We start from the raw sequence: 16,196 nt of genomic DNA, 5'->3' as shown, positions 1-16,196 counted from the left end.
TCCACATTTTATTCTTTTATTATGTTTCCTCCGGCAGCTTTGGATAGGCGATTCATTACGGCCTCGCCTACGCCGGTTTGCGGAAAGCTTTCGCTGAATATAATATCGATTTTTTCTTCGTCGAAAGCGCGAAGGCTGTCATACAAATGGTGGGCAACGGTTTTTAAATCTTCACGATATCCACAGGTTATTACGATATCCGCATTATAGTTCTGTTTATTTTCTTCAGTTGTCAACATTCCCACTTTTTTACCGTTTTGGTGCTCTTCATCAATGAGCTTTTGGATAAAATCACGGGGGCCGTCTACGATATACAACGGTGCTTTTGGTGCATAATGCGTATATTTCATGCCCGGTGATTTGGGAGCTTCGTCTTTTTCCAAAAGGGCCTTATCCACAGCTACAGATCCAATCACTGCTTCTATTTCTTCTCTAGTTACTCCACCTGGGCGCAAAATTATTGGCGGAGTGCATGTACAATCAATGACTGTGGATTCTACGCCGACACCGGTTGCACCACCATCCACCACACCAGCAATTCTTCCGTTCAAATCGTGCAAAACATGGTCCGCATTGGTCGGACTCGGTTTTCCAGATAGATTGGCACTCGGTGCAGCCACTGGTGCATCCGCAGCCTCTATTAAAGCGAGGGCTACCGGATGGTCAGGCATTCGAATCGCCACTGTTTGTAAACCGGCTGTCACTTTTGGAGAAACAACCGAATTGCTTTCAAAAATAATCGTTAATGGGCCTGGCCAAAATGAATCCATTAATTTTTGAGACACAGCTGGAATATTTTTAACTAACTTATTTAATTGATTAATATTGGATATGTGGACAATTAGCGGATTATCACTTGGGCGTCCTTTTGCTTCATAAATCTTCGAAATCGCTTGATCTGACAAGGCATTGGCCCCTAACCCATACACCGTTTCTGTTGGAAAGGCGACCACTTCTCCCCTACTTATCCACATGGCAGCGTTTTTAATTTGTGGATTACTTGTGAGTTCCGATGAATTTTTGTCCACAATCCAATGATGTGTTTTTAAATTATTCATATTTTAGTCCCTTCTCTTGCTATATCGCTATTTTCTGTATTTTATATTAATCGGTATAAACAAAATTATCCACATAATGTGGATAATTCTCTTAAAAAAGTGGATAACTTTGTGGATTTTGTTAGTTATTCCAATATTTTTGTATAGAAAATTGTTTTGAATCTCTCTCAATCACTAAAAAGTATAATACATAATCACAGGTTGTTCATTATTTATGTTTTGATAGTGCTCAAAATCTAACATTTCCACAGGTGTTTCATCAGCCAACTGGAACCCTAGCATGTGAAAAAGTTTAACAGATCGTTGATGTCTTGTGCATAAAAACAGCTTCCGCAGACTATTTTTTTTCGAATAATCAATAACCGCCCTCATGATTTCTAAAATACTAAGTTGATCCGACTTTTCATTGATAACAAAAGATCTCAATAGCCCATTTTGTTGCTGAAATTCAAATCCGACCACAGCAACAAGAGACTGATCATCCCCATTTGTGGACAGGCTGTGTGTTTCTTTTTCCATAATTAAAAAGTTATCCACATTTTGTTCAATTCCGTGCGTTTGCAGGCCCGCCTGCCCTACTAGTTGTTCAATTCTATTAATATCATCGTGTTTTGCTTTACGAATAATTTGCATGTTAAGTGTCTCTCCCTACTTTTCATTTTTAGCGGTGTATTTACGCGATTTGCGGAGTGGGACACAGTTCCCGACCCCATGGCCCAGACCCCGCGGCTCACACCGCCCCCTAACCCATTTACTAAAAGCTATGATCGAAAAGTAGATCTCATGACTATTAATTCTATTAATTTTTTATTTATGATTAACATTCTCATTAGAATGCACCTAGTAATTTTTCAATTAATTCTACGATAAATGATTTTACTACTACTTTTTCCTGTGAATCTGCTGTAGCTGGTTTAGATTCTTCATCTGCTTGCTTTACTGCATCACCATTTGAAAAATCTAGGAAGCATAGCGGTGGGAACAGTACGCACCACCAATTTGCACCTTCAGCATTACCAAGTGAAATTAAAATTGCTTCATATTGGCCAGCCGGGTAAATAAAGTTGCCATAAATTTTTGTTGGGAAATTTACATTGTCAAAATCAACATGAACCTTTTGGTTGCTGCCTTCCTGTTCTAATACTTGATAAGTGATTTTTTCAATTTCCGGAACGCGGTTGTCAATTAAAGTTCTAGCTGCCTCAATGGAAGTTAAATCCTCAACCCATTTCGTGATTTCAGCGTTTACCGCATCACGAACTTTTCTTTTTAATGCTTGATCTTCGTTTGAATCACTATTTGCAAGAATTCGTAATCTGATGGCTTCATCCGGAATTACAACTGGCCCCTCCGCCTCTACAATTGCTCTATCAAAAATTTGAATTAAATTTGCACCTATTAAAATTAAAAGCATGAATATGATTGCTTGTGTTTGTTTTTTCATTTTATCTCCACCGTCCTTACTAAGACAGTGTGGACAAAAACAAAACATCTTAAACTAGCAGAATTAAATTTTTATAAAAATAATTTAATAGATTTGTAGATTGGGCTGCCGGGGCGGGCATGCCTACGGAAATCCGGCTGTTGACACGGATCATCAAGAGTTCAGCCGGAAATCCCAAGACTTTACCCGTAAATATAAATGCTTTACTCGGAATAGCTACCCGATCAGAACCTCCCAAATACCATCCTGTCTTTTCCGTTGATATCATGGACGATTTCAACATGAATGCCTTTGTGCTGAAAAGTTTTCTGGAGCATATCAGCAACATTTTCTCCTTGGCCTACCCCAATTTCGAAGGCAATCAAAGCATGGTCTTCTACAACATGCGGCAATTGATCCATAAAGCGTCGGTATAGGTCAAGGCCGTCGGTACCGCCAACCAGCGCTCGGATAGGTTCATGGTCTTTGACAATGTCGGACAAATTCTCAATGTCCCCTTCCGGAATATAGGGAGGGTTGGAGACGATTATGTCGAACTTTTCACCACGCTCCAAGAATGGCGTCAATAAATCCCCTTGAATAAAGCAGATTGATGGTGCCTCAAGATTTTGTGCATTTTTATGGGCCACTTCAAGCGATTCCTCCGCGATATCTGTTGCGGTTACTCGAAGCGCTGGATCCTCAAGCGCCAATGTAATCGCGATGATGCCGCTTCCTGTTCCAATATCAACAACGTTGAGTTTTTCCGAACGACCGCTAAAGTGCTCTTTTTTTCTTTTTAAAACACCTTCTATTAATTCTTCCGTTTCCGGGCGTGGGATCAACACTTCCTCGTTCACTTCAAACTTTCTTCCGTAAAAAAATTCATATCCCATTAAGTATTGGACAGGTGTGCCACCAGCATATTGATAGACATCTTCGATAAAAGCTTCCTTAGTCTTTTCGTCCATCCATTGATCTCTTATTGATGCGTAGAGCTGTGCCCGTGACATTTGAAGGTGATGTCTTAGTAAAAGTTCAGCCGCAAATGGTTCTCTATTTTGTTTTTCTAAAAAAGAAGAAGCCCAATTGAGGGCTTCGTGTATTTTTGTAAATGTTGGTTTCATTACTCAGCTTGCTCCATTTTTTTCGCTTGGTCATCCAAAATTAACGCATCAATAATTTCATCAAGTTTTCCTTGTAAAATTTGATCAAGCTTTTGAATTGTTAAACCAATGCGGTGGTCTGTTACACGGTTTTGCGGAAAGTTGTACGTACGGATACGTTCAGAACGGTCTCCTGTTCCAACGGCTGATTTACGGTTTTGATCGTATTCAGCCTGTGCTTCCTGCTGGAATTTATCATAAATACGGGCACGTAATACCTTCATTGCTTTTTCTTTGTTCTTGATTTGCGACTTTTCATCTTGACATGAAACGACGATACCAGTCGGGATGTGGGTCAAACGTACAGCAGACATCGTTGTGTTAACACTTTGTCCACCGGGTCCGCTTGACGCAAATGTGTCTACACGGATGTCTTTCTCATGAACTTCTACCTCAACCTCTTCCGCTTCAGCAAGTACAGCAACTGTTGCAGTCGATGTATGGATGCGACCGCCAGATTCGGTTTCCGGCACACGTTGTACGCGGTGAGCGCCATTTTCAAACTTCATTTTAGAATAAGCGCCGTTACCGTTAATCATGAAAATAATTTCCTTGTAGCCACCAATTCCGGTTGAGTTCGCTTCAATAACTTCCGGCTTCCAGCCTTGCGCTTCAGCATAACGGCTGTACATACGGAACAGGTCACCGGCAAACAATGCCGCTTCGTCTCCACCGGCAGCACCACGAATTTCAACGATAACGTTTTTGTCATCGTTCGGATCTTTTGGTAAAAGTAAAATTCGCATCCGTTCCGAAAGTTGTTCTTCCTGTTCAGAAAGCTCCGATACCTCTTCCTTCACCATTTCGCGCATTTCAGCATCTAATTTTTCCTCAAGCATTGCTTTTGCATCCTTCAATTGCTCAAGTACCTCTTTATATTCACGGTAAACCTGAACAGTCTCCTCAATTCCTGACTGTTCTTTTGAATACTCACGTAATTTATTTGTATCACTAATGACATCTGGGTCACTTAGTAGTTCATTTAATTTCTCATATCGGTTTTCAATCGCTTGTAAACGGTCTAACACACATAGTCACCTCATTAATTAGTCCATAACATTTCAATTATAGTATAAGTGATATTGCTAGTCAAAATTATAGTGAAATTATATTTGTGGTAAAGAAGATGGGGCAGCGGATGGGACATTAGTTGGCACGTCAGTGGTGCCTGTGCCCAAAGTCAAGAAAAGTGTCCAGTACTTTTGTTTGGGAAGGAGTACTAGACACTTTGCGAGGATTGTTATGCATTATTATTGTTTACTCGTAAGTCGATTTTGTAGCGTGGGACGGCGTTGGCTAGTTTTCTTTGAAGGTCATCCGTTCGCCAGTGAAGGTCGTCTCTAGATAGATTGCGCTTTGGCGTCACGTTAACGATTGCTTTGTGACCATTGATATAAATCATTCCTGCGTTGAAGGCATTGGTGCTTTCAACGATTTCACGTAGTTTTTGTTGGTAGGCCCCATGGTTATTATGGGCTTCATTTTCGGTGTTCAGGTCTAGAAAGTTTGGGTTTCGATCAGCGATATCCGTTATTTCCCCTTCTACATAGGAAACATCCTTCCGCCCTGATTCTTCGTTATCTCTTAATGTGTCACTGGTTTCAGACTGAAAGCCAAATTGATTACCATTGTTCATTGTTCCACATGCAGTAAGTACGGTAAGTATAAGCATCAATAAAAAAACAAACGCCTTATTCATTGACTACACCTCCTAAAAAATAGGTTGCCAAAAAACAAAGCGATCAATACAGGTAATTATAAGTAAAATCGGTTTCAATCGTAGAAGTCAGCTAGACCATTGAGGAAAAACCATCAAGGCAAAAATAAAATGCAGACGGACTTTTCCTCTGCATATTGCACACTTTTTTATATAATTGCTGATATATTTGTTTTTTTACTCACAGGTTTCCCTGGTACTTGATGACAATGGCGGCAACGTGATTCGTATGCTTCTGATGCCCCAACTAAGATAACAGGGTCATGATAAGAAGCTGGTTTTCCGTTGATTAATCGTTGGGTTCGACTTGCTGGTGAGCCACAAACAACACAAATGGCTTGAAGCTTTGTGACTGATTCTGCCAATGCCATTAACTTTGGCACGGAGCCAAATGGCTCCCCACGGAAGTCCTGGTCAAGTCCCGCGCAAATGATGCGGTAGCCCTTATTTGCTAAAAGCTGTGCTACTTCAACGATTTCATCATCAAAAAATTGTACTTCATCGATCCCGATAACATCTGTCTCAGGATTTACTAATTCTATGATTCGTGCTGAATTTTCAACTGGTTTTGCTATGACAGAGGTTCCATTATGGGAAACAACAGAGGATTTGCTATACCGATTATCGATAATCGGCTTAAAAACTTGAACAGTCAGCTTTGCGTACTCTGCCCGCCTAATGCGTCTGATGAGTTCCTCTGATTTTCCAGAAAACATGCTTCCACAAATGACCTCGATCCAACCGCTTTGCTTCATAACGTACACGACGATCTCCCCTTGTAAATCATGTTGTTTTTACCATTAACAGGTTAAAAGTAAAAAGGGCTTATCTCAAATGTGCCCGACACCACATACCTATATGCGGATTTATCTACACCCATAAAGGATGGCAGATAGACACTTTGAAACAGCCCCTCATAGTTATTCTAATTATCCAAAATCAATGTACTCATGCTAAGGCGCATGCATTGATCTTTGAATAAAAATGATTACTTAAGATTGTATTTTTTCTTGAAGCGATCCACACGGCCGCCAGCATCAGCGAACTTTTGACGTCCAGTATAGAATGGATGGCATTCAGAACAAATTTCTACCTTTACTGCATCCTTTACTGATCCGCTCTCAAATTCATTTCCGCAAGCACATGTCACCATTACTGTTTTATAGTTAGGGTGAATTCCTTGTTTCATGATTTTCATCTCCTTCCGCCCTGAATCCTGAGGAAACAGAGTTTAACTTAACACACATGAAAAGATTATAACAGGAATGTATTCGTAATGCAAGAATACATTTCTACCCTTATCAGCCTGTACAAAAGGCCCTTAATCGGCAAGAAATGCCATATAATTTCAGCATTTTGCGTCCCTATTTTAATTACCTTTTAGTTACTCCACGCATTTCTTCGTCCATCTTTTGGAAGAATTCCTCGTTGGTTTTTGTATTTTTTAAGCGCTTTAAGAAGCGTTCTACAAAATCAGGTGTATCCGTCATTGTTTTACGGATTGCCCATAGTTTGTCCAAATGATTCTTCGGTAATAACAACTCTTCTTTCCGTGTTCCTGAACGGCGAATGTCAATGGCTGGGAAGATACGGCGCTCTGCAAGACTGCGGTCAAGATGCAGCTCCATGTTACCTGTTCCTTTAAATTCCTCGTAAATAACATCATCCATTCTTGAACCTGTATCGACAAGCGCAGTTGCTAAAATGGTTAAGCTTCCGCCCTCTTCAATATTACGGGCAGCCCCAAAGAAACGCTTCGGACGGTGGAAAGCTGCAGGGTCGATACCTCCAGATAATGTTCTTCCACTTGGTGGAATTACTAGGTTATAGGCTCTCGCAAGGCGAGTAATACTATCCATAAGAATAATAACATCTTTTTTATGCTCAACTAAACGCATGGCTCTTTCTAAAACAAGTTCTGCTACTTTGATGTGATTTTCAGGCACTTCATCAAAGGTTGAACTTACAACATCACCAACGACAGAGCGTTCAATATCGGTTACTTCCTCTGGGCGCTCGTCGATTAATAATACGATTAATTCAGCTTCGGGATGATTGGTTGTAATGCTATTTGCAATTTCTTTTAGTAGAACTGTTTTTCCTGCCTTTGGAGGTGCTACGATTAAACCACGCTGACCAAAACCAACTGGAGCTAATAAATCCATAATTCTTGTAGAAAGATGATGGGATTCGGTTTCAAGAACCATATGGCGGTCGGGATATAGAGGTGTTAACGCTGGGAAGTGCACTCTTTCTTTTGCAGTTTCAGGGTCATCGCCATTAACAGCTTCAACATGGAGCAACCCATAGTAGCGTTCATTTTCTTTCGGCGGTCGAACTTTACCAGATACTTTGTCACCATTTCTAAGATCAAATCTTCTAATTTGGGAAGCGGATATGTAGATATCCTCAGAGCTTGGAGAATAGTTGATCGGTCGCAGGAAGCCAAAACCTTCCGACTGGATGATTTCCAAAACACCTTCCATGAATAATAAACCGTCTTGTTCTGCTCTTGCTTTTAAGATTGAAAAAATAAGTTCTTTTTTGTTCAGCTTACTGTAATAAGAAATTTTCAATTCACGGGCAAGCTCGTACAATTCTTTTAATTTCATATTTTCTAAATGAGAAATAGATACAGACATTTTTACACCACTCTTTTAATTTTTTGAAAAATAAAAATATTTAAAGACCAAAATAAGGAATTAATAAAATAAAAGCAAGGAAGTTAATTTGAGAGAAGGGTGAAACTATAGTCGTGAAGTTAATTTTGTAGTTTTATCTCTATTATAAAACAAATTGCATCTTGGTAGACTATTAGAATTAGTATACCATACACTATTCAGATTGGTCAAACAGTTGTTCTGTTTAATTTAACTTAGGCCCCGAAACCGAGGCCTAAAAATCATCTGATGTTTGTATGCTTCACTTTTATTTCATTACTAGATTTGGTTTTGTTTTTAGGCTGTGACGGCCGTCGATGAAGCGAACAGTTCCAGATTTTGCACGCATAACTAATGATTGGGTTGTGCCAATGCTTCCTTCTTTAAACTGAACGCCTTTCAAAAGTTCTCCGTCGGTGATCCCAGTAGCAGCAAAAATGCAGTCGTCGCCTTTTACAAGGTCGTCCATTGTTAAAACTTTATCAACATCTGCGATGCCCATTTCGTGGCAGCGTCTTAGCTCTTCATCGTTTTGCGGTTTAAGTTTCCCTTGCAGTTCTCCCCCTAAGCATTTCAAACCAACGGCAGCTAAAACTCCCTCAGGAGCTCCACCAATCCCAAACATAATGTCCACGCCTGTAAAATCAAAGGCAGTGTTCAATGCAGCCGCAACGTCACCATCAGTGATCAATTTAATGCGGGCACCTGCTTCACGAATTTCAGAAATAATTTGGTCATGGCGCGGGCGGTTTAAAACAATCGCCACAACGTCCTCGATCGCTTTATTTTTCGCTTTGGCAACAGCCTTTAAATTTTCAATAACTGGTGCGTTAATATCGATTTTGCCAGCACATTCTGGACCAACAGCAATTTTATCCATATACATATCCGGTGCATGTAAAAGATTGCCACGGTCAGCAATCGCAATGACCGCAAAAGCTCCCCAAGTTCCCGCTGCAAGAATATTTGTACCTTCAAGCGGGTCAACAGCTACGTCCACTTCTGGACCATGCCCAGTGCCCAGCTCTTCACCAATATAAAGCATTGGTGCTTCGTCCATTTCTCCTTCACCGATCACAACAGTTCCTTGCATTGGAATTGTGTCAAATACTTTACGCATTGCTTCAGTTGCAGCGTTGTCTGCAGCTTCTTTTTTTCCTCTTCCCATCCATCTTGCTGATGCTAGGGCAGCTGCTTCTGTTACCCGCACTAATTCCATTGTTAAACTTCTTTCCATATTCGATTCCTCTCCCATGGTTTTAGATTTCCACATTATTGTCTAGCTCCAGCACCCAGCGACTAGTAAACTTCACTAAACGGGCGCTTCCGCTTTTCTACTTGTCCAGCTCCAGCGACCAGCGACTCGTAAAACTTCGCTCACCTCCCTACGATAAGTCATCATCGACTCTCTACGTTCGTCGTGATTCCTTTATCTCAGTCGATGCGCTCCAGTTTTTTCGTCGCTAAACGGTCGCCTACGCTTTTCTACGAATTTTGAAAGTTATTTATTTCAGTTTCCGTCATATTTTCGCGCCAAATCACGGCACCCAAATTCGTCAGCTTGTCTACTAAATCCTCGTAACCGCGGTCAATATGCTCTAACCCGGTTATTTCCGTAATTCCATCTGCCATAAGACCAGCGGCAACGAGTGCTGCACCGGCTCTTAAATCAGAAGCCTTCACCTTTGCTCCTTGCAATCTAACAGGGCCCGTAATGATGGCAGAACGTCCTTCCACTTTTACATTGGCATTCATTCTTCTTAACTCATCAATATGCTTAAAACGGGCACCATAAATCGTATCCGTTACAAGTCCCGTTCCAATTGCATTTGTTAATAAAGAAGTAAAAGGCTGTTGAAGATCCGTCGGAAATCCCGGATAAACGAGGGTTTTAATATCAACCATTTTAAGTTCCGGTACTCTTGTAATAAGAACTTGGTCATCCATAATTTTAATATTGGCGCCCATTTCTCGAAGTTTGGCAATCAACGATTCCAGATGATGCGGAATCACATTATCAATCAAAACTTCTTCACCCTGAGCAACAGCCATAATCATATACGTTCCGGCTTCAATCCTGTCGGGAATGATCGTATGACGGCAGCCGTGCAAATGATCAACACCATCAATCCGAATGATGTCTGTACCTGCACCTTTTATCTTAGCTCCCATACTAGTAAGAATCGTGGCAACATCAATGATTTCAGGCTCTTTGGCTGCATTTTCAATGATCGTCTGACCCTTTGCTCTTACCGCTGCAAGCATAATATTGATCGTAGCGCCCACACTAACGACATCAAGATAAATTCGTGCTCCTACTAATTCATCGGCACGCAAATAGATCGCACCCTGTTCATTCGTAACAGTTGCACCTAGCGCTTCAAAGCCTTTAATATGCTGATCAATCGGGCGAGGACCAAGATGACAGCCACCCGGCAGCCCGATCACAGCCTGCTTAAAACGGCCAAGCATCGCTCCCATTAAATAATAGGAAGCTCGAAGCTTTTTAACCTTCCCGTTCGGCAATGGCATTGAAACCATCTTGGAGGGATCGATCGTAACCGTATCTTCATCTAAAGAAACCGTTCCACCTATTTCTTCCAACAGTCCACATAATGTATGTACATCAGAAATATTAGGCAAACCTTCTATTGTTACAGTTGAATCTGCTAAAATAGCAGCAGGTATTAAGGCAACAGCACTATTTTTGGCTCCACTTATGCGGACAGTCCCTCTTAAACGATGACCGCCTTCAACTTTTAACTTTTCCATTTTCGCCAATCTGCGCCCCCTTTACAATTTTTCTTTTACCTATTAGTTTACACCAAAAAACATTTTGTATGTGTATTATTTTTGGGATCATACAGGGGAACCCGTCATATAATTATCGGCTTTTTATTTATTTTTATTCCAATCAGCTAAAAATTTTTCAATCCCCGCTTCAGTCAATGGATGGTTAAACAACTGCATGATGACCTTAAAAGGAACCGTTGCAATATGAGCGCCTTTCAATGCCGCTTCCGTAATATGCATTGGATGGCGGATGGAGGCCGCAATAATTTCCGTTTCGATATCATGGATCGCAAAAATATCAGCAATTTGCTCAATTAACGCTAAGCCATCATGACCAATATCATCTAAACGTCCTAGAAATGGAGAAACATAAGCAGCCCCCGCTCTTGCTGCTAAAAGTGCTTGATTAGCTGAGAAAATAAGCGTCACATTTGTTTTAATTCCAAGCTTTTTAAAAGCTGCTACTGCTTTTAATCCGTCCGGCGTCATCGGTACCTTAATAGTAATATTAGGAGCGATCGCCGCAAGCTCTTTGCCTTCTTCAATCATCTCTTCCGCTTTTAAGGACAGGACTTCAGCACTGATTGAACCTTGAGTAACCTCAACCGCAATTTCCTTCAAACGATCATGGAATGATACATTCTCTTTAGCTACTAGACTAGGATTCGTTGTCACACCATCCAAAACACCTAACGCATTCGCCTCACGAATTTCATCAATATTAGCAGTATCTATGAAAAATTTCATTTTGGTCCCTCCAATTTTTTTATGACTTTATGAGGTAAAAAAATATAAAAGAAAATGCAGACAGTTATGCATGCCAAAACTGAAACCGCCTTTTTACCGGGCGGTTTCCTTGTACTATAAAGTATACAATTTTATGGATTATAGTATAAGAAAGGACATCGAGGGCCACCGTTATTGGCGGCAAGTCATGTCTTTCTATTTTTTTATAAATATGGGTAGGAAAAATTAAGCTTTGTTAGATGAACCAAATTCGCGAATTTTTCCAATAACTGTTTCCTTAATTGTATCGCGAGCTGGGCCCATAAATTTACGTGTATCGTAAAGCTCTGGTTTTTCCTCTAAAACTTTACGAACTGTTTTTGTGGAAGTAATTTGGTTTTCTGTATTTACGTTAATTTTTGCAGTTCCTAAAGAAATAGCTTTTTGAATGTCTTTCGTTGGAATTCCAGTACCACCGTGTAATACTAATGGCACGCCTGTTAATTCCATAACTTCCTTCATGCGGTCAAAGCCAAGTTTCGGCTCGCCTTTGTATGGTCCATGAACAGAACCTAAAGCAGGTGCAAAGCAATCTACGCCTGTTTCACGTACCAATCGATCACACTCAGCCGGAATCGCATACATAGCTTCAGCATCATCAACGACTAAATCGTCTTCTTGACCACCGATGCGGCCTAATTCAGCCTCAACTGAAATCCCGATTGTATGTGCAACATCAACAACTCGTTTTGTTAATTCGATGTTCTCTTCTAACGGATAATGAGAGCCGTCAATCATTACAGATGTAAAACCCGCATACATAGCTTCTACACATTTTTCAAAGCTAGAACCATGGTCAAGATGAATTGCAACCGGAACAGTCATTTCATAATATTCCATAAGCCCTTTCACCATTGCTACAACGGTCTTAAATCCGCCCATATATTTAGCGGCACCTTCAGAAACACCAAGAATTACCGGAGAATTTTCTGCTTGAGCAGCTTGTAAAATTGCTTGAGTATACTCTAGATTGTTGATGTTAAACTGACCTACAGCATATCCTTCATTTTTCGCTTTGTTCAACATTTCAGTCATTGACACTAAAGGCATTGTTTCATGTCCTCCCTAATCATCAAAAAAATTATTATGTACAACAGATTTAGTATAGCACAATCAAATGCTCCTTGGCGTATTTGTGCCCAGATTTTATCTATGACATCCACCGGAAGCTTTAGCTTTATTCCCTAGAATAAAGTTAAAATGAATATGCCTGAATGCCCAATTATTGTCACTTTAAAGTTATTGTATGTGTTTGATATACACGGCTTGTATAAGTTTATGTGCAAGCGAACGCATGTGGGCATGTTTCCTACTATAATTTAGGATGCCCAAAGTTTTAGATTATAAAATTTTTTTAAGTTGATAATGCTTCTTTTTTCTACGCCTCAAGAGGAGCCTGTGCCTTTACAGCTGCACGAATTTCATCTATATCAAATGGTTTAGCGAAATGAGTGCGTGCACCTAAATCTTTCGCTTGCTGGATCATATCTAACTCACCATAAGCAGTCATAATAAAGACCTCAATCGATTGATCCATCTCTTTTAATCTTTTTAAAATTTCAATACCATCCATTCCAGGAATTTTCATATCAAGCAAAACAAGATCAGGTCGGTCTTGTTCCACAATTTGTAATGCTTGCATTCCATTTGATGCTTGGAACGTTTGATATCCTTCTTTTTGAAAAACTTCATTTAATAATATTCTAATTCCGTACTGATCATCCACAATTAATAGTTTTTTACTCAAGATATCACCCCGTCTAGTTCACATATTGTTCCAAATTAAAATATAGTATACTTATTCTCTAGTTTTCATCTAATTCCTGCATAAAGTAGCGAGAAAATATCGACAGTTTTTTTCAATGGTTCCTATAGCGCAACAATACAGGTGTTTTGTGAATCTTTTATGTGTATAATAGTGAATTTATCAAATAAAGGAAGGCACAGCCGCAATGTAATGACCAATGCGACTGTGCCTCCCTTTATTTTTACCTACTCTTTATGATTCAGTGATGCATGAATAAATTCTCTGAATAGTGGTTGTGGTCTTGTTGGCCTTGATCTGAATTCTGGGTGGAATTGACATGCCACGAACCATGGGTGATCTTTTACTTCGATAACTTCGACTAAACGGCCGTCAGGGCTTGTTCCTGAGAATACAAGGCCAGCGTCTTCAAATGCTTGACGATATTGATTATTGAATTCATAACGATGACGGTGACGCTCATATACTAACTCGTCGTCGTATGCCGAAAAAGCTGTTGTACCTTCCTTTAGCACGCATGGATATAGGCCTAAGCGCAATGTTCCGCCTAAATCCTCCACATCTTTTTGCTCCGGTAATAAATCAATGATTGGGTATGGTGTATCCGAATTAATTTCTGATGAGTTTGCATCAGTATAGCCTAGTACGTTACGTGCAAATTCAACTGTAGCAAGCTGCATTCCTAAGCAAATGCCAAGGAATGGCACTTTATTTTCACGAGCAAAGCGTGTTGCTTCGATTTTCCCTTCAATTCCACGATCACCAAATCCGCCTGGAACAAGGATACCGTCAACATCGCCAAGTAGCTCGCCAACATTTTCTGCCGTTACATGTTCTGCGTTAATCCATTTCACTTTAATATCGGCATCATAGTTATAGCCGGCATGGCGCATCGCTTCTACTACTGAAATATATGCATCTTGAAGCTCCACGTATTTTCCTACTAATCCGATCGTAACTTCTTTAGAAAGGTTCGCTACTTTTTCAACTAAAGCTTCCCACTCCACCATATCGGCATCTTTTGCATTTAGCTTTAAATGATTGACAACAATTTGATCAAAGCCTTGTTGTTGAAGTGCTAATGGAATTTCGTAAAGATTTTTTGCATCACGACATTCGATAACTGATTTTGCATCAATATCACAGAAAAGCGCAATTTTATCCTTCATATCTTGTGTGACTGGCATTTCATTACGAGTAACAATCACATTTGGCTGAATACCAAGACTGCGCAGTTCTTTAACACTGTGCTGCGTTGGCTTAGTTTTCATCTCACCAGCTGCTTTAATATATGGAATCAATGTACAGTGAATGTACATAACATTTTCGCTGCCAATATCGCTTTTAATTTGGCGAATTGCTTCTAGGAAAGGCAATGATTCGATATCCCCAACCGTACCGCCAATTTCCGTAATAACGACATCCGCGTTTGTTTCACGACCAGCGCGGAATACGCGATCTTTAATTTCATTTGTGATGTGCGGGATAACCTGTACAGTACCGCCTAAATAATCGCCACGGCGCTCTTTTTTTATAACCGTAGAATAAATCTTTCCTGTCGTCACATTGTTGTATTTACTTAAATTGATGTCGATAAAACGCTCATAGTGACCTAAATCCAAATCCGTTTCAGCGCCATCATCTGTTACAAAAACCTCACCGTGCTGATATGGACTCATTGTTCCCGGGTCCACATTTATATATGGATCAAATTTTTGAATTGTCACATTCACTCCGCGATTTTTTAATAAACGACCTAATGAAGCGGCGGTGATCCCTTTACCAAGTGAAGACACAACGCCTCCAGTAACGAAAATATATTTCGTCATTCCTTTCCCCTCTTTCTAAAAACTTAATAAAATTGATGAATGAAAAATGAAAACCTTGAAATAAAAAGAAACATCTATATTAGTATGTGATGTTTTACAAAAATGATTAATTAAGGGGAAAAAACAAAAAAAGTGCAGCCCTTAAGAAGGGAGCACTTTTGCATTTAATGTAAACAAACAAAATTGTTTTATGAGAGCCCAAGAAAGATTCTACCGATTTCGACTTTTAAAGTCAAGTAGGAAAAAAGATTGTCATAATTGCTGGAAAGATGGAAAAGGGTGGCCCTTCAAAGGAGATCCACCTAGTCTGCTATTCATAAATTAATCTTTGTCTTCTTCCTCATCGTCAAAATCTTCGTCTTCTTCCTCTTCATCATCTAGATCGGCATCATCAAAATCTTCGTCCAGATCAAATTCATCTTCATCTAAGAGGTCTTCGTCCTCTTCTTCGTCTTCTGCTTCATCGATGTCATCGAACTCATCTAAATCCTCTTCTTCTTCTTCATCGTCGAAGTCATCCTCATCATCAAGCAGATCGTCTTCTTCTAGTTCATCGTCATCATCAAGATAATCTTCGTCTTCTTCCTCGTAATCTTCCTCTTCATCATAGTCATCGAAGTCATCATCCTTGGCAACCTTCTTCTTGCCTTTTTTCTTCTTAGCCTTAGCCGGCACAGTAACCTCTTCATCAACTTGATCATATGGGTACCAGCTTCGCAGCCCCCAACGATTTTCACCGATGCATAAAAAGCGACCGTCCACGTTCATATCAGTATAAAACTGAGCAATGCGATCGTCCTTTTCTTCCTGAGATAAACCTTTTATTCCTGCAACTTTATTAAATAAATCATAGAAATCAATGGCCTGCTTTTCTTCTTCCAAAAGCATTAGGGCAAGCTCCATCATTGATAGCTCTTGAATTTCATCATTTGTTAACTGTGAAATACTCATTAAGGCAACCCCTCTCTACTACTAATTGGATATTGGATAAAATGTATG

The 16,196-nt window shown here is 40.0% G+C and carries 16 protein-coding genes; all 16 read right to left on the bottom strand.

From position 1 onward, the window contains the following. Positions 1–8: 8 nt before the first annotated feature. The 16 genes from P9E47_RS04295 to rpoE all read right to left on the bottom strand — a co-directional run bounded on the left by P9E47_RS04295 (position 9) and on the right by rpoE (position 16,148). Positions 9–1,058: an L-threonylcarbamoyladenylate synthase gene (locus P9E47_RS04295; RefSeq protein ID WP_326162663.1), complete on the bottom strand. Its 1,050-nt coding sequence runs from the start codon at positions 1,056–1,058 to the stop codon at positions 9–11. 174 nt (positions 1,059–1,232) lie between these two features. Then, positions 1,233–1,691, bottom strand: coding sequence for a GNAT family N-acetyltransferase (locus P9E47_RS04290; protein WP_003333090.1), 459 nt, complete (start codon positions 1,689–1,691; stop codon positions 1,233–1,235). 196 nt (positions 1,692–1,887) lie between these two features. Continuing rightward, on the bottom strand, positions 1,888–2,502 hold the full coding sequence (gene spoIIR / locus P9E47_RS04285; protein ID WP_326155990.1) for a stage II sporulation protein R: 615 nt from the start codon (positions 2,500–2,502) through the stop codon (positions 1,888–1,890). 224 nt (positions 2,503–2,726) lie between these two features. After that, complete coding sequence (prmC, locus tag P9E47_RS04280) at positions 2,727–3,608, bottom strand: peptide chain release factor N(5)-glutamine methyltransferase (RefSeq protein ID WP_003333094.1); 882 nt, start codon at positions 3,606–3,608, stop codon at positions 2,727–2,729. Continuing rightward, positions 3,608–4,675 (bottom strand): peptide chain release factor 1, encoded by a 1,068-nt coding sequence (gene prfA / locus P9E47_RS04275; protein ID WP_003333095.1) that lies wholly within the window; start codon positions 4,673–4,675, stop codon positions 3,608–3,610. Before prfA ends, prmC begins: the two co-directional genes overlap by 1 nt. Positions 4,676–4,887: 212 nt before the next feature. Next, positions 4,888–5,322 (bottom strand): hypothetical protein, encoded by a 435-nt coding sequence (locus P9E47_RS04270; RefSeq protein ID WP_326162662.1) that lies wholly within the window; start codon positions 5,320–5,322, stop codon positions 4,888–4,890. Between the two features lie 191 nt (positions 5,323–5,513). Then, positions 5,514–6,128 (bottom strand): thymidine kinase, encoded by a 615-nt coding sequence (locus tag P9E47_RS04265; protein WP_039957790.1) that lies wholly within the window; start codon positions 6,126–6,128, stop codon positions 5,514–5,516. A 224-nt stretch (positions 6,129–6,352) separates the two neighbouring features. After that, positions 6,353–6,553, bottom strand: coding sequence for a 50S ribosomal protein L31 (gene rpmE / locus P9E47_RS04260; protein ID WP_003333098.1), 201 nt, complete (start codon positions 6,551–6,553; stop codon positions 6,353–6,355). Positions 6,554–6,737: 184 nt separating this feature from the next. Then, the gene (gene rho / locus P9E47_RS04255) at positions 6,738–8,006 is read right to left on the bottom strand and encodes a transcription termination factor Rho (RefSeq protein WP_003333099.1); all 1,269 of its coding nucleotides are present in this window, start codon (positions 8,004–8,006) and stop codon (positions 6,738–6,740) included. Positions 8,007–8,292: 286 nt separating this feature from the next. Continuing rightward, complete coding sequence (gene glpX / locus P9E47_RS04250) at positions 8,293–9,261, bottom strand: class II fructose-bisphosphatase (protein ID WP_003333100.1); 969 nt, start codon at positions 9,259–9,261, stop codon at positions 8,293–8,295. Positions 9,262–9,509: 248 nt separating this feature from the next. Continuing rightward, positions 9,510–10,796: a UDP-N-acetylglucosamine 1-carboxyvinyltransferase gene (locus P9E47_RS04245; protein ID WP_003333101.1), complete on the bottom strand. Its 1,287-nt coding sequence runs from the start codon at positions 10,794–10,796 to the stop codon at positions 9,510–9,512. Between the two features lie 123 nt (positions 10,797–10,919). After that, entirely contained in the window at positions 10,920–11,564 is a 645-nt protein-coding gene (gene fsa / locus P9E47_RS04240) for a fructose-6-phosphate aldolase (RefSeq protein WP_326162661.1), read from the bottom strand. A gap of 225 nt (positions 11,565–11,789) precedes the next feature. Continuing rightward, positions 11,790–12,653: a class II fructose-1,6-bisphosphate aldolase gene (fba, locus tag P9E47_RS04235; RefSeq protein WP_003333103.1), complete on the bottom strand. Its 864-nt coding sequence runs from the start codon at positions 12,651–12,653 to the stop codon at positions 11,790–11,792. 328 nt (positions 12,654–12,981) lie between these two features. After that, on the bottom strand, positions 12,982–13,350 hold the full coding sequence (locus tag P9E47_RS04230; protein WP_003333105.1) for a response regulator: 369 nt from the start codon (positions 13,348–13,350) through the stop codon (positions 12,982–12,984). Between the two features lie 245 nt (positions 13,351–13,595). Then, the gene (locus P9E47_RS04225) at positions 13,596–15,197 is read right to left on the bottom strand and encodes a CTP synthase (RefSeq protein WP_003333106.1); all 1,602 of its coding nucleotides are present in this window, start codon (positions 15,195–15,197) and stop codon (positions 13,596–13,598) included. 321 nt (positions 15,198–15,518) lie between these two features. Next, positions 15,519–16,148, bottom strand: coding sequence for a DNA-directed RNA polymerase subunit delta (gene rpoE / locus P9E47_RS04220; protein ID WP_003333107.1), 630 nt, complete (start codon positions 16,146–16,148; stop codon positions 15,519–15,521). Positions 16,149–16,196 lie beyond the last annotated feature (48 nt).

The sequence above is a fragment of the Schinkia azotoformans genome (assembly GCF_035811335.1).
In the GTDB taxonomy this organism is placed as follows: domain Bacteria; phylum Bacillota; class Bacilli; order Bacillales; family Bacillaceae_J; genus Schinkia; species Schinkia azotoformans.
The sequence above is the reverse complement of the archived record's forward strand: the minus strand, read 5'-3'. Positions and strand labels throughout refer to the sequence as shown.